Annotated in this window: 20 protein-coding genes and 1 pseudogene; 17 read left to right on the top strand and 4 right to left on the bottom strand. The window is 46.8% G+C overall.

From position 1 onward, the window contains the following. The first annotated feature begins 97 nt into the window (after positions 1-97). Together iolG and iolB are read left to right on the top strand one after the other, a co-directional pair. Positions 98-1,153, top strand: a complete 1,056-nt coding sequence (gene iolG, locus FGT79_RS17710) for an inositol 2-dehydrogenase (RefSeq protein WP_138754159.1) — start codon at positions 98-100, stop codon at positions 1,151-1,153. Next, positions 1,146-1,964 (top strand): 5-deoxy-glucuronate isomerase, encoded by an 819-nt coding sequence (gene iolB / locus FGT79_RS17705; protein ID WP_138754158.1) that lies wholly within the window; start codon positions 1,146-1,148, stop codon positions 1,962-1,964. The genes iolG and iolB overlap by 8 nt, the downstream gene beginning before the upstream one ends. A gap of 112 nt (positions 1,965-2,076) precedes the next feature. Here iolB and FGT79_RS17700 read toward each other — a convergent pair whose 3' ends face one another. Then, a complete protein-coding gene (locus tag FGT79_RS17700; RefSeq protein WP_138754157.1) occupies positions 2,077-3,045 on the bottom strand; it encodes a hypothetical protein in 969 nt (322 codons plus the stop codon). A 221-nt stretch (positions 3,046-3,266) separates the two neighbouring features. Here FGT79_RS17700 and FGT79_RS17695 point away from each other — a divergent pair, with 221 nt between their 5' ends. Continuing rightward, positions 3,267-4,430 carry an MFS transporter gene (locus tag FGT79_RS17695; protein WP_138754156.1) on the top strand — a complete coding sequence of 388 codons (1,164 nt, stop codon included), beginning with the start codon at positions 3,267-3,269 and terminating at the stop codon, positions 4,428-4,430. Between the two features lie 523 nt (positions 4,431-4,953). Here FGT79_RS17695 and FGT79_RS17690 read toward each other — a convergent pair. The 3 genes from FGT79_RS17690 to FGT79_RS17680 form a co-directional block, all read right to left on the bottom strand. Then, positions 4,954-7,086, bottom strand: coding sequence for a glycoside hydrolase family 3 N-terminal domain-containing protein (locus tag FGT79_RS17690; RefSeq protein ID WP_171056325.1), 2,133 nt, complete (start codon positions 7,084-7,086; stop codon positions 4,954-4,956). 169 nt (positions 7,087-7,255) lie between these two features. Next, the gene (locus tag FGT79_RS17685) at positions 7,256-8,128 is read right to left on the bottom strand and encodes a carbohydrate ABC transporter permease (protein WP_138754154.1); all 873 of its coding nucleotides are present in this window, start codon (positions 8,126-8,128) and stop codon (positions 7,256-7,258) included. A 15-nt stretch (positions 8,129-8,143) separates the two neighbouring features. Continuing rightward, positions 8,144-9,094 (bottom strand): ABC transporter permease, encoded by a 951-nt coding sequence (locus tag FGT79_RS17680; protein WP_138754153.1) that lies wholly within the window; start codon positions 9,092-9,094, stop codon positions 8,144-8,146. Positions 9,095-9,239: 145 nt separating this feature from the next. On the opposite strand from FGT79_RS17680, the gene FGT79_RS17675 reads away from it, so the two are divergent. The 14 genes and pseudogenes from FGT79_RS17675 to FGT79_RS32585 all read left to right on the top strand — a co-directional run. Beyond that, a complete protein-coding gene (locus FGT79_RS17675) occupies positions 9,240-11,075 on the top strand; it encodes a sensor histidine kinase (protein ID WP_246096479.1) in 1,836 nt (611 codons plus the stop codon). Continuing rightward, positions 11,056-12,663 carry a response regulator gene (locus tag FGT79_RS17670; RefSeq protein WP_138754152.1) on the top strand — a complete coding sequence of 536 codons (1,608 nt, stop codon included), beginning with the start codon at positions 11,056-11,058 and terminating at the stop codon, positions 12,661-12,663. Before FGT79_RS17675 ends, FGT79_RS17670 begins: the two co-directional genes overlap by 20 nt. Before the next feature lie 106 nt (positions 12,664-12,769). Further along, positions 12,770-14,449, top strand: coding sequence for a type 2 periplasmic-binding domain-containing protein (locus tag FGT79_RS17665; protein ID WP_138754151.1), 1,680 nt, complete (start codon positions 12,770-12,772; stop codon positions 14,447-14,449). A gap of 251 nt (positions 14,450-14,700) precedes the next feature. Continuing rightward, on the top strand, positions 14,701-15,255 hold the full coding sequence (locus FGT79_RS17660) for a glycerol-3-phosphate responsive antiterminator (protein WP_138754150.1): 555 nt from the start codon (positions 14,701-14,703) through the stop codon (positions 15,253-15,255). Positions 15,256-15,288: 33 nt separating this feature from the next. Beyond that, on the top strand, positions 15,289-16,161 hold the full coding sequence (locus tag FGT79_RS17655) for a carbohydrate ABC transporter permease (protein WP_138754149.1): 873 nt from the start codon (positions 15,289-15,291) through the stop codon (positions 16,159-16,161). 1 nt (position 16,162) lies between these two features. Further along, positions 16,163-16,984 carry a carbohydrate ABC transporter permease gene (locus FGT79_RS17650; protein WP_138754148.1) on the top strand — a complete coding sequence of 274 codons (822 nt, stop codon included), beginning with the start codon at positions 16,163-16,165 and terminating at the stop codon, positions 16,982-16,984. A gap of 116 nt (positions 16,985-17,100) precedes the next feature. Next, a complete protein-coding gene (locus FGT79_RS17645; protein WP_171056302.1) occupies positions 17,101-17,943 on the top strand; it encodes a glycerophosphodiester phosphodiesterase in 843 nt (280 codons plus the stop codon). A 72-nt stretch (positions 17,944-18,015) separates the two neighbouring features. Continuing rightward, entirely contained in the window at positions 18,016-19,425 is a 1,410-nt protein-coding gene (locus FGT79_RS17640; protein ID WP_138754146.1) for an ABC transporter substrate-binding protein, read from the top strand. A gap of 18 nt (positions 19,426-19,443) precedes the next feature. Beyond that, positions 19,444-20,247 carry a glycerophosphodiester phosphodiesterase gene (locus FGT79_RS17635; protein ID WP_138754145.1) on the top strand — a complete coding sequence of 268 codons (804 nt, stop codon included), beginning with the start codon at positions 19,444-19,446 and terminating at the stop codon, positions 20,245-20,247. After that, the gene (locus FGT79_RS17630) at positions 20,244-20,978 is read left to right on the top strand and encodes a glycerophosphodiester phosphodiesterase (protein WP_138754144.1); all 735 of its coding nucleotides are present in this window, start codon (positions 20,244-20,246) and stop codon (positions 20,976-20,978) included. Before FGT79_RS17635 ends, FGT79_RS17630 begins: the two co-directional genes overlap by 4 nt. Before the next feature lie 49 nt (positions 20,979-21,027). Further along, a complete protein-coding gene (locus tag FGT79_RS32420) occupies positions 21,028-21,399 on the top strand; it encodes a hypothetical protein (protein ID WP_342778500.1) in 372 nt (123 codons plus the stop codon). Next, positions 21,396-21,557, top strand: a complete 162-nt coding sequence (locus FGT79_RS32415; protein WP_342778499.1) for a hypothetical protein — start codon at positions 21,396-21,398, stop codon at positions 21,555-21,557. The genes FGT79_RS32420 and FGT79_RS32415 overlap by 4 nt, the downstream gene beginning before the upstream one ends. Then, on the top strand, positions 21,500-22,117 hold the full coding sequence (locus FGT79_RS32410; RefSeq protein WP_342778507.1) for a polymorphic toxin-type HINT domain-containing protein: 618 nt from the start codon (positions 21,500-21,502) through the stop codon (positions 22,115-22,117). The genes FGT79_RS32415 and FGT79_RS32410 overlap by 58 nt, the downstream gene beginning before the upstream one ends. Before the next feature lie 206 nt (positions 22,118-22,323). After that, positions 22,324-22,446: pseudogene (locus FGT79_RS32585) on the top strand (CPCC family cysteine-rich protein); the annotation flags it as partial. Positions 22,447-22,679 lie beyond the last annotated feature (233 nt).

The raw sequence follows: 22,679 nt of genomic DNA, 5'->3' as shown, positions 1-22,679 counted from the left end.
AAGGAACTGCCAGCACGCTGGTAAGGAACTGCCAGCACGCTGGTAAGAGACTGGCTTCGAGATGATATAGGCCAAGCAAATCGGGAGGTATAACGGGATGGCGGACAAAATAACGATTGGCATTATCGGAGCGGGACGCATCGGCAAGATCCATGCCGACAATCTGCTCCGTCTGCCTCAGGTGCAAATCAAGGCAGTCAGCGATTTGTTCGCTGGCCCTGAGCTGATAGAATGGGCAAGTGTACGGGGAATTGAGAAAGTAACCAAGGACAGCTCCGAAATTATAAATGACCCGTCGATCGATGCGGTGTTTATCTGCTCCTCAACGGATACGCATGTCCCATTAATTAAAGAAGCGGCAAAGGCAGGCAAGCATGTGTTCTGCGAGAAGCCGCTTAGTATGGATATTAAGCGGACAGAAGAAGCGGTTCAGGCTGCAGAGGAAGCGGGAATTAAGCTGCAAATTGGCTTTAATCGCAGGTTCGATCATAACTTCAAGCGCGTGCGCGAGCATGTGCTGATTGGCTCTGTCGGTACGCCTCATATTATTAAGATTACCTCTCGCGACCCGAATCCGCCGCCTGAGGCGTATATCCAGGTATCCGGTGGAATCTTTATGGATATGATGATCCATGATTTCGATATGGCGCGCTTCCTGACAGGTAGCGAGGTTACGGAGGTCTACGCACAAGGCGGCGTTCTGATCGATCCTGTGTTTGGCAAATATGGCGACGTCGATACGGCCATTGTGACGCTTCGATTCGAGAACGGGGCGCTTGGCGTCATCGACAACAGCCGTCAAGCCGCTTACGGTTATGATCAGCGCGTAGAGGTATTCGGCTCCAAGGGCAGCGTTACGGCAAGCAATGACCACCCGAACACGGCGGAGGTTAGCTCAGCCGAAGGTGTTATACGAGACAAACCGCTTCATTTTTTCCTTGAACGCTATAATGAGGCTTATATTGATGAAACCAAGCAATTTGTGGAATGTCTAACGAATGGTCAGTCGCTTCCGGTTTCTGGGGAGGATGGCGTCAAAGCAGAGACGATTGCACTAGCAGCGAAGCTATCGCATCAGCTCGGCCGTCCCGTACGGATCAGCGAGGCTGTGCAATTGAAGCAGGAAGCAGAAGGGTTGGAGAGCCATGTCTAAACTTATTGTCAAACCATCAAGCCCGAATCAGGATGGTATTGTCCTGTCTGTTACACCTGCATCGGCAGGCTGGGAATATGTTGGATTCGAGGTAGCTAAGCTGGAAGCGGGACAAATATTGAAGCGTGACACCGGCGAGCTGGAATATTGTCTGGTGCTCCTCTCTGGCATCGCAGATGTCGCTACGAAGGAGCTGAGCTTGGCGAATGTTGGAGAGCGCATGAGTGTATTCGAGAAGAAGCCTCCTTACGCTGTATACGTTCCGAATGGGGACAGCTTCGAAGTGACAGCGACTACTTCCGTGGAGCTTGCGATATGCAGTGCGCCTGGCAAAGGCAGCTTCAAAGCGCGTCTCATCGCTCCGTCCGCGTCCGCGCAAGAAACACGCGGCTACGGCAATCTGGAGCGGCAGATTTACAATATTTTGCCGGAGAGCGAGCCTGCTGACAGCCTGCTAGTTGTCGAAGTCATCACACCGGAAGGTCATTGGTCAAGCTACCCGCCTCATAAGCATGATCGTGACGCTATGCCGGAGGAATCGCTGCTCGAAGAAACCTATTACTACCATGTTCAGCCGGAGCAGGGCTTTGCTGTGCAGCGGGTCTATACCGATGACCGTTCTCTGGATGAAACTTTAATTGTAAAAGACGGAGAAACGGTGCTTGTGCCGGAAGGCTACCACCCAGTATCCGCGCCTCCAGGCTATGAAGTGTATTATTTGAATGTTATGGCGGGACCTACCCGTGCTTGGAAGTTCACCAATGATTCGGATCATGCATGGATTATGACGAAGCCGAGCGACCGAAAATAGGATTAGGTAGCGTGCATAGCAAAGAGGATCGACGATTCGTCGGTCCTCTTTGCTATGCTGAAGGGAGTCTGAAGGGCTCGGTAGCGTCCAATAAGTACTGGAGAGAGAGGGTCTACCATTTATGAGAAGATTTTCTACTTGGATTGGCCTCGTTCCACTGACTGACTGCATCGCGGAGCGACGCAGTTCCTCTTGGAAGTAACCAAGAGCTTGAATCAATTCTATTTCCGGCATCGGAGCCTGCACTCTTCTTGACATGAAGATAGTTGGTAGATGTAGGTACCGGATGGTAATGGATCTCGATGTCGTATACATTTACTCGAGGTAATTGAGGTAAGGAAAGATCCGGAATCCGCACAGTGGCATAGATATATACGGTCTCAGCGCTTACGGATATGCTTTGTTCCGTAATCGTTGCAGCAGCGGGCTTCGACGTAATCCAAGCATTAAGGAGCTGATTCGTCACAATGCCCTGATAGTCCACCGGCTCTTGGACGGTTCTTGGTGCGCTGCTGAAAAAACTTGAGGTGATATCTATCTTCTGAGTTTTTTTCTTTTTTACTTTTTGGGGTGGGGTGACTACCAGCTCCTTCTTTTCTTCTTTCACTTCAGGAACTGGCGGAGGTTCTGGCTCATCCGTTTTAGTTATTGCGGTTTTGGATGCTAATTTGCTCTCGGCTGTCTTAACCGTTTCGTCAATCAAGCTGTCCAAATGATTAAGGTCAGTGGCACGTTCGAATAATTTTTCAAACGTTATGTCGTTGGAATGGTAGAGTGTGGAACGGAACCCCAGCACTTCCCCAAACTTTTTCCTTAGCTTTTTCAACTTTGTTTGATCGGATCTCGTTGTTACGTCTTCCTCTTCCATCCTTTGAATGGGAGCTGATGAAGACTGGGCAGTCATGAATTGACGTGCGGCTCTATTGCCTGCTATTCGCTGAAGCTGTAGGAGTTGAGCAGTTGTGCTGGTTCCGGAGGGAGAGGCTGCAAGCTGCATAGGGCGGGCTGAAGAGGGGGCAAGAGTTTGCTGCGTCGCAGTCACCGTTTTTTGAGCTGATTGCGCGGGAATGGAGCTTTTCAAATGTATGCCTCCTATTATCCTTATTCTGTAAGTCGTTTAATAGGTTTACGGTAGCATATTTTGAGAAAATGCTCAATGTTAGGCTTACTGCTGTGTGTATGAGGATAATCGGTTAGATTCGGATGGTTTATCTGTTATACTATATAAATTCGGCCATCGAACTTATTGGAAGCCGAATGTCGTACACGACCGATTCAATAACAGCGAGGAGTCATCATTTTATGCCAGCCATAAAACTGCTGCGGAGCTTTAATTTTCTTTATTTTGCTCTGCTTTCGATGTTTATTACGTTTCTTCCCGTCTACCTGGACGAGCAGGGCCTTACGCCTGCGCAAATCGGATTCATTATTGGTACTGGCGGCTTTGTTACCATCATTACTCAGCCCTTGTGGGGCATTATAAGCGACCGCAAGAAGACGATTCGTAAAATACTGCTGTTGCTGCTGGTCATTTCCAGCATCATGGGGTATTTGCTTTACAGCTCTAGCAGCTTCATACTGCTTATCGTGTTTGCGATGCTGCTGTATTTCGTATTAATGCCGATTGACCCGTTGATTGAAAGCTTGAACTTCTCGATCTCAGAGCAGGCAGGCGTCAGCTACGGTTCCATTCGTACTTACGGCGCGTTAGGCTACGCGGTAACCTCGCTGCTCACGGGCTACGTGATGTCTTATTTCGGGGCGAACAGTCTCGCACTACTGTTTGTTACGATTGGTGTGATCAGCTTTGTGATCAGCTGGATGATGCCGGATGTTCCGGTAACAGGCAAGCCTGTTACATTAAGCAGCCTGAAGCAATTCGTAAGCAACAAGAAGACGCTGCTGTTTCTTACATTAATATTTGTCTGCGCTGTACCGGCTCGGATGAACGATACATTTCTCGGCATTTACATCCGTGAGCTTGGGGGAGCGCCGGAGCTAGTTGGGTTAGCCTTCTTCTTGGCGGCAGGCAGCGAAATTCTAGTGTTCGCGCTAAGCTTCTGGTGGCTTCGCAAAGGCAAGGAGATGCTGCTGATATCTATAGCGGCGGCATTTTTTTTCCTGCGCTTTTTTATCTCAGCTTGGATTACAGATCCGAATACGCTGGCCTATTTGCAAATATTGCAGCTGCTGACGTTCCCTGTATTCTACTCTGCCGCTATACAATATCTTTACCGAATCGTGCCGGTTGAATGGAGAGCGACAGGCCAGACGGTGCTTGCGCTGCTGTTCTTTGGGGTATCGGGCATTTTAGCTTCTTATGTGGGCGGCTCCATCTATGATTTGTTTGGCGCGAAGACACTGTATTTGACGATCTCAGCTATGTCATTCGTCGGGATGCTGTTTGGTTTTGTATTGTACCGAGTTTATGAGAAGAAGGGCGAGGCGAAGACAGCAGCGGAATAGACGATACGGATTCCACTTATTCCACTGACAATTCATCACATATAAAGGCAAACAACCAACACGCCGCAATGGCATGTTGGTTGTTTGTTTTAGCTTGCTTCAGTATGTGGTTATTGCTTTGTAAACAAAATTATTCTACCGTTTGCGAACGTACGGAACACCATGCCGCCTCGTTCCCCTACGATTACAACTGTATCCGTTTGTGTTCGTAGGAAGTAACGGATATGAGTGTGGTTTAGCGGCTGAAAAGCGAGAGTTGTTCTGGTTAATGGACATGAGGGCTGATTACAACACATTTTCCTTGTTTTTCATACGCTAATCTTCGTCTAAGGAGCTGGGATGTCCATTAAAACGAAGAAAGGTTTATTTTTAGCTTCTAACCCTTCATTTTGTCCGTTAGACAAACATGCGAGCTTCGTAATGGGGCGTCCAACAGTCAGCTTTTACTGACTTCTTAGGCAACCCTATTACGAAGCTCGGGTTAATCAGCATATCCATTCAATCAGCTTTCCATTCAACCCATCTACTTCACCAAATGGAAAGAGAGTGCAGTTGTCTGTTTGCTGTTCGGTCCGACGAAAACCTTGAACTCACCAGCATCACTAGAATGGCTTAGGTCGGAATGATAATAACGAAGCTGAGGCTCCGACAGTGTAAATACGATTTTTTGCGTCTCGCCTGGCTGAAGTGTCACCTTGCGGAAAGCTTTCAACTCCTTGACCGGACGTACAACCTCGCCCGCCAAGTCGCGGACATATAGCTGGACTGTTTCTACGCCTGCGACGCTGCCGCTGTTGGTTATTGTTACATGAACCTCAAGAGGCTGATCGATAACCATCCGGTTCGAGGAAATTCGCATTTCACTATATTCAAACTGCGTGTAGCTAAGACCGAAGCCGAAAGGCAGCAGCGGCTCATTCGGAATATCGAGATATTGCGAGACGTAGCGGACTTGCGCATCCGCCGCGCCTTGCGGGCGTCCGGTGTTGTATGCATTGTAATAGACAGGCACTTGTCCAACGCTGAAAGGGAAGGACATTGTCAAGCGACCTGATGGATTAGCATCTCCGAATAGTAATTCCGCTACAGCATTACCGCCTTCGCTTCCTGGAAACCAAGCTTCTAGAATGGCATCAGCTTCTTCATACACCCCATGCAGATCAAGCGGACGTCCATTGAAGAGGACGACAACGATTGGTTTATCTAGTGTACGGAGCTTACGAATCAATTCCAGTTGAACTGCTGGCAGCTGAATGTTCGCTCGGCAGCCGGCTTCGCCGCTCATATCGGAATGCTCGCCAAGCGCAAGGACAATGACATCGGAGGCCTCTGCGGCAGCGTGTGCTTCTTCCCACTCCGCATCCGTTGCCGTTTCGATGCCGCAGCCTTCGGCTGCTAGCAGCCCGCTTTCTGGGCTTAACTTGTTCTTGATGCTGTCTGCCAAACGAACAACAGCGTCATGAGAGCCTGTCCATGACCATGGTCCAAGCAGATCGCCGCTTCGAGCGAATGGACCAATTACTGCAATCCGCTGATTCCGCTGAAGGGGCAATACACCTTCGTTTTTGAGCAGAACGCATGATTTAACGGCTAAGTCGAGCGACGCTTCGCGGTGCTCATCGCAGAATACGATCTCTTTCTCGCGCTCAGGATCAGCTGCGCGGTACGGGTTCTCAAACAAGCCAAGCTTCTGCTTCAGCGTTAGAATACGCATAACGGCTTCGTCAATCAAAGCTTCTTCTACTTCTTTATGCTCAACCAATTCAGAGAGATGCTTCGCATAACAGGAGGTCATCATCTCGATGTCCACTCCAGCCTTCAATGCCTTAGCTGCTGCTTCAGATTCATCTGCTGCGATTCCGTGCGCGATCAGCTCCTTAACCGCTCCCCAGTCGGAGATGAGTATGCCGTCGAAGCCCCATTCCTCGCGGAGCAACGTGCGCATTAGCTTGGCGTTGCCTGTCGCGGCAATGCCATCGACCGTGTTGAACGAGGTCATGACCATCTCGCAGCCTTCATCGAGCGCTGCTTTGTAGCCTGGCAGATAAAACTCACGAAGCTGGCGTTCCGACAGGTCGACCGTATTGTAGTCTCTCCCGCCTTCAGCTGCACCATAAGCGGCAAAATGCTTCACACATGCCGCTACTCTGTCATGATCACCCGCGAGATCGGAGCCTTGGAAACCGCGGACGAATGCTCGCGCGAACTCGGCGTTCAGGTAAGGATCTTCTCCAGTCGATTCCATGACTCTCCCCCAGCGCGGGTCGCGAACAAGGTCAACCATGGGTGCGTACGTAACATGAACGCCGGATACAGCCGCTTCCTTAGCAGCAATCTCAGCACTGCGTTCTGCAAGCTCCAAATCCCAAGAGCAGCCAATCGCAAGCGGCACTGGGAAAATCGTTTTGAATCCGTGTACGATATCGGCCATCATAAGCAAAGGAATGCCAAGTCGGTTGTTCTGCAGATGGATGCGCTGTACGTTAATCGTATCCGCTGCGCCAGCCATTCCGAGAACGGAGCCGCTATTGCGAACCGTATCCTCTGTAATGCCGAGCGATTCCATAGGACCAGTAATTAGGCCAGCGTCCACTGCTCCTTCGTAGAAAGGAACGGCTAATTGAATCAGCTGGGCAATTTTCTCGTCCAGCGTCATTTGTGCAAGTAAATCAGGCAAAGATACGCTTGAGCCTTGTTGCTGTTTGGATGGTTGATTAGTTTGCAGCTCTGATTGCAGCTCGTTACGTTCAGCTTGTTTCGTCATGTTGTTCGCAACCTCTCTGTATGATATAAGTGTGTTCATTCGATTTGATGATTGGCTGCTGCTATTCCTTAACTGCTCCGATGACGATACCTTTGACGAAATAGCGTTGAAGGATCGGATACACGAGCAGGATAGGCAAGGCGCCGATAAAAATTTGCGAAGCTCTAAGCGTACGCTGTGATTTGTTCGCAACGATGGATGGATCGAACTTGGTCATATCCGCCTGTACGATAACCGTCTGGAGGAAGCTGGCAAGCGGCAGATCCATCGATTCCTTGATATAGATCAAACCATCGAAATAAGCATTCCAATGCATAACCATCGTGAACAAGGAAATGGTGGCAATCGCCGGCATGGAGATAGGCAAGTAGATGGATACAAAGCTTCGCAAATGGTTGGCCCCGTCAATGAAGGCTGCTTCTTCAAGCTCCTTGGGCACAGTGCGGAAGAAGTTGAGCAGCAGGATCAAGTTATAAACCGATACCGTTACTGGAAGAATAAGGGCCATTAGCGTATTCATTAGACCAAGCTTGAGAATGAGAATGTAGCCTGGGATAAGTCCGCCGCTGAAGAGCATCGTCACAACGAAGTACCAGAGGTAGATGTTTCTTGCCCGGAAGACACGCGTGTCCTTCGATAAGGCATAAGCCGCTACCGCATTGATAACCATAGCAAGTACTGTTCCGAGCACAGTACGCTGTACCGATACCCAGAGCGAGGATAGAAAGTTGGCGTTCTCGAACGTTTTGGCATACGCCTCAAAAGTGAAGCCTACTGGCCAGAACGTAACCAGTCCGGCATTCGCCGGAGCGGAAGAGCTTAACGATACCATCAGCAAATGATAGAGCGGCAGCAAACAGACGATCGAGATGACGGTGAGCAGCACATTGTTAAAGATGCTGAAAAGTCGGTAGGATACGGTTTTGTGATACATGAGCGGTCACCCTTTCTAGAAGATCCTGTAGCCGGCGAATTTATAGGCTAGACGGTATGAGATTACGATAAGAATTAAACTGATCAGTGACTTGAAGAAGCCGACAGCCGTTGCGAAGCTGAATTGTCCGCTTAGCAAGCCTTCACGGTAGACGAAGGTGTCGATAATATCACCCTGCTGATAGATGAGCGGGCTGTATAGGTTGAACACTTGGTCGAAATTGGCGTTAAGCACGTTGCCAAGCGCAAGCGTTGCGACAACGATAAGAATCGGGATAAGCGCTGGAATCGTGATATGCATCGTCTGCTTAATCCGATTTGCCCCATCGACCTCGGCTGCCTCATATAAGGCTGGATTAATGCCGGCAAGCGCCGCGAGAATAATAATCGTATTGAAGCCGAATTCCTTCCATACATCGCTGAATATAATCGTGAACCGGAACCAGAAGCCGTCTCCGAGGAAGAAGATCGGCTTAATGCCGAATACACTCGAGAGAAATTGATTGACAAGGCCAGTCTGGGCAAGCACGTCGATCAGAATGCCGGATAGCGTAACCCAGGAAAGAAAGTGAGGCAAATAAACGAGTGTTTGGATGGAACGTTTAAGTCCCATATTCCGCACCTCGTTAAGCAATAAGGCAAAAATAAATGGGATAACCAAATTCATAATAATTTTGGAGCAGGCAAAAAATAACGTATTCCACGTAATTTGCAGAAAATATTCGTTCTCAAGCATATAGCGGAAATGCTTCAGCCCAACCCAAGGCGATCCGGATATGCCGAGTCCAGCTTTATAATCCTGAAAGGCCATCAGAAGTCCAGACATAGGTAGATAAGAAAAAATGAAGACCAGCAAAACGGCCGGAAGCACCATGAGGTGTAGCATCCAAGGCTGTTTGTAGCCGCTGTTCCTTTTCGATTTCCGAGCAGCTTTAGGGTTTGGTTGCAATAGGGTATTAGAGTCCATAGTTCTCCCTTTCCGTAAAATCATATTTGTGTAACACTTGAAACCCTGATATAAATAGTAACAAAGTGCGTCTGCACGAAACTATAAGACAATGTTAGGATTCATAGGTTTTTGTTAGGCAGATCAGCGCGGGGAGGATCGGAATATGGTACTACGCCAAAGTGCAGCATATGTGAGAAAGAAGATAGGGCCGAGGTACAGTCTTTTTGCGAAAATGAATATATTGATTCTGGTCTTGTTCATTCCGATCATCATCTTATTCACGTATTCCAATGAAATCGCAACAAATACGATTAGCAAGGAGCTTAGAGGCTCGAATATGAAGCAGCTCTCTTTTCTATCGAGCCAGATTGACTCACGAATCAATCAAACGATCGATTTCGTCATTACGTTCTCCAAGGATCCAAACGTTGAGAAATTCAACGGCTTAAACATATGGGATGATCTTTACGACCGCATGCAGACGAAATACGTTGTGCAGGAGAAGATGATGCTGCAATCAGGGATTACGAACATTTGGCCCGTCACGTATACGGTTTATTCGCAGCAGAATAAAGAAGCGATATCCAACAGCAAGGATACGATCACATACGACGAAGCTTATTTGAACGACAATATGACGGGAGAATGGACCTACGGAGACGGCAGGGAGAACGTGCCAGATGGCCAGCGATCCTTCCATTGGTTTTATACCGATTCCTTCGGACATCAAGGCGTGCTCAAAGGCAGCAATCTCGTCGTACAAGCAAGCTTTGGCCATGAGAATATCGAGAATATGCTGGATACGTACAAATCAGGTGGACAAGGCGATCCGATCTTTTATCGCCACGGCGAGGCACCGATTCTGAATCGAAGCGCTTCCAAGGAGCTTGTGAGCGAGCTGATTGGATTTCTGGACGGCAAACAGCTGGATGGAACGGAGCAAGAGGTTGTTCGATTGGGGGACAAAAACTACTTGGTAAGTGCGGTTAAGTCGCCGCAACTTGGTTGGTATCTAGTTGATAGTGTACCGCTAGATCAGATGCTCGGCCCGATGTCGTTCAGCCGAAATTTATTTTATTTGTCGATGGCCTTACTGTTTGCGGTTGGCATATCTGCATCGGTGCTGCTCTATCGCAATGTACAGCGTCCCATTATTAAGCTGATTCGAGGCTTGCAGAGCGTACAGCGCGGCGATTTCTCTGTTCAAATCAAAGAGAAGGCAAGCAATGAATTTGCGTTTCTTTTCTATCGATTCAACGAAATGTCGCGGCAAATTCAGGACTTGGTTGAGAAGGTGCTGGGGGAGAAGCTGCGGGCAAGAGAAGCTACGCTGAAGCAGCTTCAGGCGCAGATTAATCCTCATTTTCTCTACAATTGCCTAGGCTATATTATTAATATGGCCCAGATGAAGGAGCAGGAAGCGGTTGTGTCAATGGCGTACAACTTGAGCGCTTATTACCGCTATACGACGCGGATGGAACGACAGACGGGTTCCGTTGAGGAAGAGATTAAGCTAATCGTCAATTATTTGGACATTCAGAAGCTGCGCAATGAGCGGATTTACTACACGATCGATATTCCGGATGAGATGCTGAAGCAGCAGGTGCCGCGTTTGCTGATCCAGCCCGTAGTAGAGAATGCTGTCATTCATGGCGTCGCCAAAACCTATTCGTCGGGAGAGATTCGAATTAGGGGTGAGGTGTCGGAAGGCTTTTGCAAAATATATATCGACGATGACGGACCCGGCATGAGACCGGAGCAGCAGGAGGCGCTTAACCGCAAAATGAAGGAGCCGCTGCAGGAGGAAATGGGCTGCGGCTTATGGAATACGAACCAGCGCATTATGCATCAGTTTGGGGATGGTTCCTGCTTGCATTTCACTAAATCGCCGCTCGGAGGCTTCCGAACGGAGATCATCTGGCAGATGCCTGTTCAGGAAGAGCCAAGCCATCAACTTCACATAAAAGGGGAAACACAACATGCAAATGATCATCGTTGATGACGAAGCACACTGGGTAGATAATTTATCGATGCACAAGCCGTGGCATACGCTCGGCATTGAACAGGTACACAAAGCGTACTCTGCGCGGGAAGCGCTGCAAATCATAGAAACGCAGCCGATTGATATTGTTATTTCGGATATTCTCATGCCGGAAATGACCGGGATCGAGCTAATTGAGAAAATTCGGGAAAGCGACAAACGAATCAAATGCATTATTTTATCTGGTCATTCGGATTTCGAATATGCGAAGGAGGCTCTGCGCCATAAGGCGGTCGAGTATTTGCTTAAGCCTCCGACGGATGACGAATTGTTCGGGGCGGTTAAGACGGCTATCGAGCAATTGAAGGCAGAATGGGAGAGCATCAGCTCCCATGAGCGTACGGAATATGCGCTGCGTGAAAATTTGCCGCTGCTGCGCGGACAGCTTCTGCTGGATGCGCTAAGAGGAGCGAAGATGCCAGCCGATGAGTGGAGCCGAAAGCTGGAAAACTACAATCTGCCAATCCGTTTCGGAGATTGCGCCTTGCTGCTCGTTCGACTTGAAGAGGAATTTGGCCAATATCGGAACAACGGGCAGCAACTGATGGAATATGCGATTATCAATATAGCGGAAGAGATATTCGGCGAGTTCACGGAGGTGTGGGGTGTCAGGGAGGAGCATGGGTATTTGGCTTTTCTGCTTCAGCTCAAGGACGAGTCGCCGGAGACGAAGAAGGAGATGCTGCTTGAGAAGCTGGCCGTGCAGCTGCAGGCCAAGGTTAAGCAGTATTTGAAAGGCTCGCTCTCGATCGTCATTACGGAGCCGTTCCGCTTTCCTGAGCAGATTGCCGACACTTATCGAAAAGCGGCATCCGCCTTCCGCCAAATTGTTGGCGATGAACGTGAGTTTGTGATGCGCGTCAGCGACTTGGAGCAAAATGTATCCGAAGGCGCTTTGGATACGATCCATAGTCCGCCGACCATTAGCAATTTGCTGGAGGCCGGGCGCTGGGATACGCTTGAAGAGAAGCTGCAGCAAGTATTCGAGGAGCTTGATCTCAAATGGTCGGATTCCTGGGAGCATTGCATGGAGGCAGGCTTTATGATTGCCTCTGCTTATACGCATTATGCGCACCGAAACGGTCATAAGCTGGAGCAATTGTTAGGCGAGGATATGGAGCTGCTGCAGAGCGGGGAAGCCTTCGCTACGATTGGCAAGCTGCGTAATTGGACGATGGCGGGGCTTGGCAAGCTGAAGGAAGGAACAGCGAATGAGGTGAACGACATTCGTTCCCATTATGTGAAGAAGGTGCAATCTTTCACCGAAAAGAACCTGCATCTGGACGTTTCACTGCGTGCACTTGCCGATCATGTTAACCTGCATACGACCCATTTGTCCAAAATTTATAAGATCGAAACCGGCGAAGGGATCAGTGATTACGTGTCACGGCTTCGTATGGAGCGCGCCTGCCATCTGCTGAAAACGACAGATAAGAAGGTTTATGAGATCAGCGCAGAAATCGGATATTTGGAGCCGGCTTACTTTATCAAGGTGTTCAAACGTCAGTTCGGCGTGACGCCGCAGGATTATCGGATTGGTTCTTAACAACATGACAGAGTCCTATGGAAACTAACAAAGTCATATAGATGATATCCCCTGCTGATTGGTAAAGTAGCTTATGTGATCATCTTACTTCAAAGGGGACTGAAACATGAACAAACTTAGAAAAGCATTAGTACTGCTCGTAGCGATGGCGTTTGTCGTCAGCGCATGCAGCGGGAATGCCGGCAAGGATGAGAATAAAGGAACGTCAAATACCGGCTCGAATACAGGAACTTCGTCGGAATCTGATGCAGCGTTCGCCAAAGGCAAATATGATCCGCCGATTGATATCAGTACGGTCATCATGCCGCGCAAATATACGAACGGTGACAGCAAGGAAAACAATGTCCACGACCGCTGGATGCTGGAGCAGTTCGGCATGAAGCATAAGGATACTTGGTATCCGGCAGGCAATGATCAATACAAGCAGAAGCTTCAATTGGCAATCGCTTCGGGTGAGAAGCTGCCGGATTTCGTATTCGTACCGACAGACTCGATCTTAACGAACCAGCTTATCGACTCCGGACAATTCCTGCCGATTGACGAGCTGTTCGACAAGTATGCGAATCAAACGTGGAAAGACCACGCTGCGCAGCATCCTGAGCTTTGGTATCCTTTCACGAAGGACGGCAAGAAATGGAATGTGCCGATTCTAGAATATACCGACAACGATGACACGCTATTGTGGCTGCGTGAGGATTGGATGGAGAAGCTAAATCTTGAAGCACCTAAGACGATTGCGGACCTCGATAACATTCTAGACAAATTCAAAAACGAGAATCCAGATGGACTAGCTGCTAAGGATGTCTATCCGCTTGCAATCTCTTTGAAAAATAACACAAATACATGGATGGGCTCGCTCGACTGGCTCTTCGGTGCATATGGTGCAGTGGAAGAGCAATGGAACAAGGATGCAGACGGCAACCTGGAGTATGGCTCTGTTAATCCAGGCGCGAAGCAAGCACTTGCCAAGCTGAAGGAATGGATGGATAAAGGTTATATTCACCCGGATGCCGCTCTATGGGATGAGGGCAAGACAGCTGAGATTTGGACAAACGGGAAAGCGGGCGTTCTGCCTGGTGCGAACTGGGTACCAGACTGGCCGGCACCGGATTTGCTTAAAAACGTAGCAGGCTCGAAGTACAAAGCCTATCCGATTCCTGCAGGTCCTGACGGCGCAATCGGAACGAAATGGCAGAACTCTGGCGTGAACAGCAGCTTTATGATTAACAAGGATGCAGAGCACCCAGAAGCATTCTTCATCTACTACAATTACTTGCTGGACAACTTGGCTAACCCCGTGGCTGGTGGAGCTTACGAATATGGCTTCGCGAAAGGCTATGACTGGGATGAGGTAGACGGACAGCCAACGAACAACAAGGACAAAATTAAAGACTATAATAATGAGTTTGCGTTTATTACAGGTCCAGCACGTATTCCTGATCTTTATATGAAAACGCTCGTTAAGCTTGCAGACGGTGAAGCGGCTGTAACGCCTTATGAGAAACAGACAGCTGAATTCCGCAAGCCGGAGAACTGGTATTCTGCGAAAGTCGTGATGTCACAAATCGATATTCGCAAGCAGAACTATTTTACAGGAGCGGCGACGCCTACCATGATTACGAAGTGGAGTCTGCTTCGTCAATCGGAGCTGGAAACCTTCAACAAAATCATTTATGGCAAATTGCCGATCGACGCATTCGACACTTTTGTTTCGAACTGGAAAGCAAATGGCGGCGACCAAATTACGACGGAAGTAAACGAATGGTTTGATTCGGTTTCCAAGTAATTCAGCTTCACATATACTTCATACTACCCTAACATTGCGAAAACAATTTACTGTTATAGTCGTCTTAACAGCATATTTAGGGTAGAGACCACGAGAAAACCCAAACACGAATTTCTGTCAATTGGCAGGAGTCCGCGTTTGGGTTTTTTGTTATGTCCTTTGCGACGCTTGCAGAGTTTTAACATAGGCGTGACATCTCGCGAACAAAAGAGGTTTACAGTGGTAAGCATCAAGATTGAGGAGGAGTAAACATGGCAACATCTACGATTAATCAACTACCCATTATCGCATCGATCACGAAATCAGAACAAATCGGTGCGGTATTGAAAAGCCGTGTGCAACGCGTGAATCTGATGACTGGCGACATCCTCAAGCTCTCTGGAATCGTTCGTGATCTGCATCAAGCAGGGAAAAAGGTGTACGTCCATATTGAAATGGTTAATGGCATTGGCAGGGACAATTCAGCGATTCAATACTTGGCGGATACCTTCATGATTGATGGCATTATATCAACGAAAACAAACGCGATTGCTGCTGCTAGAAAAGCAGGTATCCGCTCCATTCAGCGTATATTCGCAATTGATACGGCTGCCGTTGATTCAGCCATTAAGATGGTGGGACAGTCGCATCCGGATGAAGTGGAGATTATGCCAGGATTAATGCCTCGTGTGATTAAAGAGGTGAAGGCTAGAATCAAGCAGCCTCTCATCGTAGGCGGATTAATTCGCAGTGAGGAAGAGATTCGGGAGATGCTCGGCAGCGGTGCCGACTATGTATCAATCGGAGATGCAAGGTTTTGGCAATAACAGACCATTCCAGAAATGAGAGGTAAATGATCCATGCTCACACAAAAAATAGGACGTTATAGCGGGTATTTAAAACCGTATCTATATCTTGCTCCCACCTTAGGGCTGCTGTTGCTATTTGTTTATTATCCTTTCATCAAGACCATATTGCTGAGCTTCAGCTTAACTTCACCGGCCGGCCAGCTTGTGAAATGGATTGGACTTGAGAACTATTATTCTATCTTCACGTCTTCGGCATTCTATTCCATGCTTCTGGTCACGTTAAAGTTTTCTGCGGCAGTTATGATCGTTTCACTTATTGTCGGGTTATTGCTTGCCCTGCTTGCTCAATCGGATGTTAGAGGCAGCTCGATTTTCAAAACGTTATATACACTGCCGATGGCTGTTTCCTCCGCCGCTGTTGCCATTGTATTCAACTTCATTCTGCACCCGATGAACGGGCTATTGAATCAAGTGCTCGGGACCGATACGAATTGGCTTAATTCCTCAGGCTGGGCGATGACAGCAGTCATCGTGATTACCGTATGGCAGAATGCCTCGCTGAACTACATTATTATTCTGGCAGCGATTAAAGGAGTAGACAACAGCCTGTATGAGGCAGCGAACGTCGATGGAGCGGGTTATTGGAAGAAACAGCTCATTGTGACATTGCCAAGCATATCTCCGACTTTGTTTTTTCTCATTATCATCAATGCGATCGTCTCCTTCCAGGCGTTTGCGCAAATCCATGTTTTAACGGCTGGCGGGCCTTATAATAGTACGACTATTTTGAGCTACAGCATTTATATGGATGGTTTGAGGAAAAGCCAATACGGACTTGCTTACGCGCAATCTGTTTTCCTATTCCTCGTTATTGTGGTGATTACTCGCGTTCAATTTTATTTTGAGAAGAAGGTAACGTATTGATATGAGAAAACAACTTCGTTCATCCATATGGATTTTGATTCATATCGCTGTCAGTCTCATTGTAGCCTTCCCGATCATTTATGCCTTTTTAATCAGTCTCATGTCACCGACACAAATGTACGAGGAAGGCATTCAATTATTCGCGAATCCGATTCATCTGGCGAATTATACGGATGCGTTCTCGATGGTGCCGCTGCTTGGTTTTTTCTCAAATTCGGTGTTTGTATCGGTAATGATTACGCTGCTGCAGCTCGTTGTTGGGGTATTAGCAGCATTCGCCTTTACTTTCTTCCACTTCAAAGGAAAAAGCATCTTGTTTTACCTGGTACTGTCTACAATGATGATCCCGGCACAATCCATTGTACTTTCGAACTTCACGATCATCAGCCAATTGAATCTGATGGATACGTACACGGCATTAATAATTCCTTCGGCAGCCTCAGCCTTCACCATATTCAATTTGAGGCAAAGCTTTATGCGCCAGCCTTCTGAGCTGAGAGAGGCTGCTCAGATGGACGGCTGCTCCGACTTTAGATTTATGTGCCAGATCGTTGTTCCTATCAATCGTCCGATGATTAGCTCTTGTGCCATTATTGGCTTTATCTTCTCATGGAATGACTATTTATGGCCGCTGCTCGTGACGAATGATATTAGTAAACGAACGGTTCAAATTGGGATATCGATGATGAGTGACACGTTTTCCACAACCTACGGCCCGATTATGGCAGCAGTGTCGATAACGTTTCTACCGACGGTCATTACGGTTTACTTAGGTCAAAAGCAGCTTATATCCGGTCTTTCATCAGGTGCAGTCAAAGGGTAACGATCAAAGTTACTTAGCTGAGGAAGGGTGGTGATGCCTGAGGGCAGCGTGATGAATAGTAGGATTTCCGCTTTATTCTATAGATGAAAGGAATGACGAGAGAGGAGATGGACAAGATGACAGCCATTAAAAATATTGCAACGATGGGTTTCAGCGCCGCATACCCTGAGAATACGATGCTGGCTATCGTACAAGCGCTCAAAGCAGGTGCAGACACATTGGAAGTAGACGTTCAGCTAACCAAAGATGGCGTAGTGGTGTTAAGCCATGATCATCACATCGATCGAATGACTGACGGCGTAGGCGCGATCAGCGATTACACCTACGAGCAGCTAAGCTGCTTTAATGCAGCTTCACGTTTCATGGGCGGCAGTGAGTTTCAATCGACGGGCTATCGCTCCAAAGGCTTCGAGCATTTATCCTTCACGCCAACTGTGGATGCGAAAACGCTGACGACCATAACGTTTCAACCGATACCTAGGCTGGTGGATGTACTCGCGTTGCTGCAACCGGGCGAAGCTTCATTGATTATCGAAATAAAAAGCCATGAAGGCGCAAATGCCGGAATCGGCGAGCTAGTTTGTGAACTTATTAAGCAGCATGGATTAGAAAAGCGTTGTTATATCTCCTCATTCAACCATGCTTATATTCACGAGCTAAGTGTTAAGGAGCCTAGCATTTTGTATTCCATTATGTTTGTGGGACAACTGTTCGAGGCTGGCAAATATGCGAAGGAGCTTGGAGCAGCGGCCTTGCAGAATTGTTTTATTAGCGCTGAGGATACCGTCGTAACGGTTAAGTCCTGCAGAGCAAATGGCATTAAGCTATTCGTGTGGTCGATGGGACGAACAGATACAAGAGCGTACAATGAGCAGCTATTGGATTATGGTGTCCAAGGCATTATCACGCACAATCCTGAATTGTTGAGCGCGGTACTTATGAATAAAGCGCAAATTTAGAAGGTAATGAGGAAATGGACAACGATTCGTTCTTATTAATAATCCCCTACATGAGACAGGAGCATAAATGAGATGAAAAAAGGAATTGCATTATTAATAACGGTAGGTTTGTTGCTTATGATTGCTGCTTGCTCAGGTAATAGCGCGAATGTAGCGAACCAGTCCAATACAGGCTCAAATACAGAAACAAATGCAGGTACAGACACGGCTGAACCGGTGAGCGATGGAAAACCGACTGAAATAGTTTTCTGGAACTCGTTTACTGGCGAAATTTACAAGTCACTCGAAGAGATTGTTGCTGACTATAACAATTCTCAAGATAAGGTTCATGTGACAAGTCAGTTTCAAGGCACTTATGATGAAACACTGACGAAGTTCAAATCGTCTATGGCAAGCGGCTCCGGTCCCGATGTGCTGCATATGTATGAAGCGGGAACACGCTATATGATCGACAGCGGCTACGCATTGCCGGTTGAGGACTTCGCTAAGGAATCAAACTTCGACTTGAATCAACTAAATGATATGGCTAGGTCCTACTATACGATTGATAACAAATTATGGTCTATGCCGTTCAACTATGGACAAGCGCTATTGTTCTACAACAAAACGGCATTTGAAGAGGCTGGTCTTGATCCGAATGCGCCTCCTCGCACATACAAGGAGTTTGCAGAATATGCAGATAAGCTAATGATTAAGGACGGCGACAAGGTTACTCGCTATGGCGCGACGATTGCGGTGTATGGCTGGTTTATGGAGCAGTTGATTGCTGGACAAGGCAAGTTCTATGTAGACAGCGATAATGGTCGTTCTGGTAGAGCAACAGGACTTGATGCAGACGCCAATGAGGCATTGCTGAACGTGTTCACGAACTGGAAAGCATTCACAGACAAAGAAAGCGTCGTTGATTTTGGCAAAAACTTATCTTCAGGCTACCAATCCTTTACTGCAGGCAAGATTGCAATGCTTCCGTTTGTTTCTGGTTATTACAATTACGCGAAACAAGCGATTAACGGTGCTTTCGAGCTTGGCGTAGGCTACTTCCCAATGCTTGAGAAAACCGAAAAAGGCGGTTCTTTACTAGCCGGTGCATCATTCTGGTTAATCGATCATAAAGATGAGGCTAAGAAAAAAGCTTCATGGGACTTCATGCAGTACATGGCTTCACCTGAGGTACAGGCGAAATGGACGTTGAAAACAGGAGATATCGCGATTAACAAAAAATCGTATGAGCTGGCGGAAGTGAAAACGTATCTGGAAAGCAACCCGGCTATTCAAGTTGCACTAGAGCAGGAATCTGCTTATCCGAACAATTTCTACACGCAGGGTGCTGTATTTGGGGTAATGCCAGAGGCTCGTCTCAGCTTCGAGGAAAATATGGATGCTGTCATTGCTGGTGTTCAGACACCACAACAAGCGGTAGATAAATTCTCGGCTCAGGTTGGCAAATCACTGAAAGATTATAATACGAGCATGGGCAAATAAGAGATAGGGAGGCTCACAATGTTTCGAACTAAAAATATTGCAGCGATGGGCTATAGCGGAATCTATCCTGAAAACACGATGCTGGCTTATCGAAAAGCACTAGAAGCAGGTGCAGACGGAATTGAGGTGGATGCCCATTTCACGAGGGATAATGTCATTGTCCTCTGTCATGACGAGCATATCGACCGTACAACAAACGGAACAGGGAAGATAAGGGACTTCACATATGAAGACCTAAGTCAATATAATGCTTCCCATTCGTATATGAATCCTGAGACGGCTGCTGTTGTTCAGTTGTTTGTATCACAGCCAAGACAGTCGGAAAAGGCAGAAGCAATAGGCTTTCAGTCGATTCCGAAGCTGGAAGAGCTTCTGGCATTGGCAAAGGAAACAGGTTGCTCCATTATCGTGGAGATGAAGGGAACGGCTGCCTTATATCCAGGCATGGGAGAAGCGATTGCTGAATTGATTATGGAGCACGGATTGGAGCGTCAATGCAGCATTTCAAGCTTCAGCCATCATTATATTTATGAGCTAAGCCAGCAATATCCGGATGTGTCGTTTGCAGCTGTAACGACAGTTGATCAGCTATACAAGCCAGCGGAATATCTAAAGCAGCTTCATGCCAAGCAAATCCATCCTTATTCAAGTGCGATTACCGAAGATATGGTTCAAGCTTGCCATAGGGAAGGGATTGAAATTATCGCTTGGTCCGTAGGTGAAACGGATGAAGAGGCAGGTGTTCAGAAGCTAATTGAGCTCGGCGTCGATGGCATTATGACTCATTATCCGCCGCGTATGCAAGGAATAGGTCAGGCATGAATCAAAAAACAATCATTATCGCGCATCGAGGCGCATCTGGAGAAGCGCCGGAAAACACAATGGCCGCCTTTCAATTAGCCGAGGAGCAAGGTGCCGAAGGGATGGAACTTGATATTCACCTGTCAGCCGATGGTGAAATCATCGTGTGCCATGATCCGACTGTAGATCGAACGACTAACGGAACAGGCAGGATTGAAGATCTGACCGTTCCAGAATTGAGAAAGCTGGATGCGGGCAGCTGGTTTCATTCTAAATTTCAAGCAGAGAAGCTTCCACTATTAGAAGAAGTATTCTCCGTTCTGAAGCCGGAGACGTTTCTTAATATTGAAGTGAAATGCCCATACAGCGAGCTTCTGGAGAAGCGTTTAATGGAGCTTGTGGTTCAATACGACCGGCTTGAGCAAGTAGTTGTCTCTTCTTTCGAGCATAAAACATTGGTTAAGCTCAAGAAGCGGACACCTGAACTACGAATCGGCCTATTGTATTCGGCAAACTTCCAAAGCCATTCGCTAATGGCCGCATCATCGGGGGTAGAGGTATATTCCTTGCATCCTCACTATGAGTGGTTGGGAGCCGAGGACATTGAGGAAGCGATCCGGCAGGGACTGCGGGTTTATCCGTATACGATTAATCGTGAAACGGATGGCATTTCATTGTTTCAAGCGAAGGTATCGGGCGTGATAACGGATTATCCTGCGAAGATAAAAGCAGTTAGAGATTCATTTTATTGAGTTGTTAGAATGGGTATGAGGATATTTTTATCAGACAAAGCAGCCTTCCTTGGTTATAGGGACGGTTGTTTTTGTTGTTTATGGTCAATTCGATGAACTGGCTGTTGAAATTGCGAAATCAGTAGGGAATATTAATGATAAAATAACGATAGGGCAACTCGCATCTAGAGTAGCGAAGTCCACGTTTGAGCCATATAAGTGTGTGCTCAATAATATTAAGTACATCTTCACAAAAAATCCAACAGATGCTGAAGTTAAGAAATTTGGTGTGAAACTGGGAGACATTTTGCAATCTGTTGCAGTACCAGGCCCAGGCGGGGCATTAGCAACAGTATTGAAATTTGCTCCTAAGTTAAACAAACTGATGAAGAAATTGGAAAAATATCTTGTAATTGCTTTACAGCGGGTACTAAGGTTATGACAGACGAAGGGGAGAAACCTATCGAGGAAATCGAGGTAGGGGAGAAGGTTCTCGCTAAGTCTGACGAAACCGGAGAAGTGGCATATAAAGAGGTCGTGGGCTGTTCCAAAAACAAGCTGACGAAATCTATAAGGTTCACGTCGGTGATGAAGTTATAGAAGCTACTGCTGAACATCCGTTTTGGCTCGATAGCAAAGGATGGACGTTCGTCAAAGACCTGAAAGTTGGCGATTTGCTTGTTTCAAGTGACGGTACTAAACTGGCAATAGATAAGATTGAAGAAGAGCCACGTGATGCAACGGTTTATAATTTTGAGGTTGTGGATTTCCATTCTTATTTTGTGTCCAATCTTGGTGTTTGGGTGCATAATTGTGCTGTTAAGGGTGCGGGTAATTCCGTGTGGCAACCAACAGCGAAGAATGCTGATTTATGGAATAAGGGAAAATTAAAAGCACATTTTGACAAACATGGTAGTACGGAGTTTGGAGCAAAATCATCTAAAGAATACTCTGATATGGCTTATGAATTTGGCACTAGAAATTCTGATAGTATTGTACAGACGACTACGAATGGATATGTATATAGATATGAGCCATCCACTCAATCTATATTTGTTGGAACAGAGAAAGGAGGTAGAATTAAATCTTTTTATAAATGGGATGGTCGTCCTGGTGATATGGTGATTCAGACATTAAAAGAACAGGGGCTAATAAGATGAATAATATAACTAGAGAAAATGCGTTTAAAATAATTGAATCAGTACGTAACATAATAGGAAAAGAGATAGATTTATCCGAGTATTTGGAAGAAGAAACGTCAATCATTAATAAGGAACAAAATGAGGTAGAAGTTGATTTTCAAGGTGTTAGTAATGGTTATTTAGCAGAAATAGTTCATGCTATTTCTGGATATCAAGTAGAAGTCATTGGTGAGGTAGAAGAGTTATATTCTTGTCCTTGTTGTGGGTTTAAAACTTTAACAGAACTTTATGGTGCGTTTGAAGGAGCAGGTTATGATATTTGCCCATATTGCAAGTGGGAAGATGATGGAACTTCGGACATAAATTCTTATAGGTCTATTAATAAAGGGAGCATAGTAGACTATCGCAATGAACTTCGCATAAACTCCAATAAGTACTATACAAACAAATGGCTAGATGGGAAAGGTTAATGTTTATCTAGCAGATGTTTCAAAGTAACCTTTTGCATGTGGAAATACAACTATTAGTTAAATTATTATTGGTGGAGGCTACCCAGTGTCGAATGAACCTATCATTCAAC

Origin of the sequence: Paenibacillus sinopodophylli, assembly GCF_005930355.1 — a bacterium.
GTDB classification, from domain to species: Bacteria; Bacillota; Bacilli; order Paenibacillales; family Paenibacillaceae; genus Pristimantibacillus; species Pristimantibacillus sinopodophylli.
Note: the sequence above shows the minus strand (reverse complement) of the source record. Positions and strands in the feature narration are given on the sequence as shown.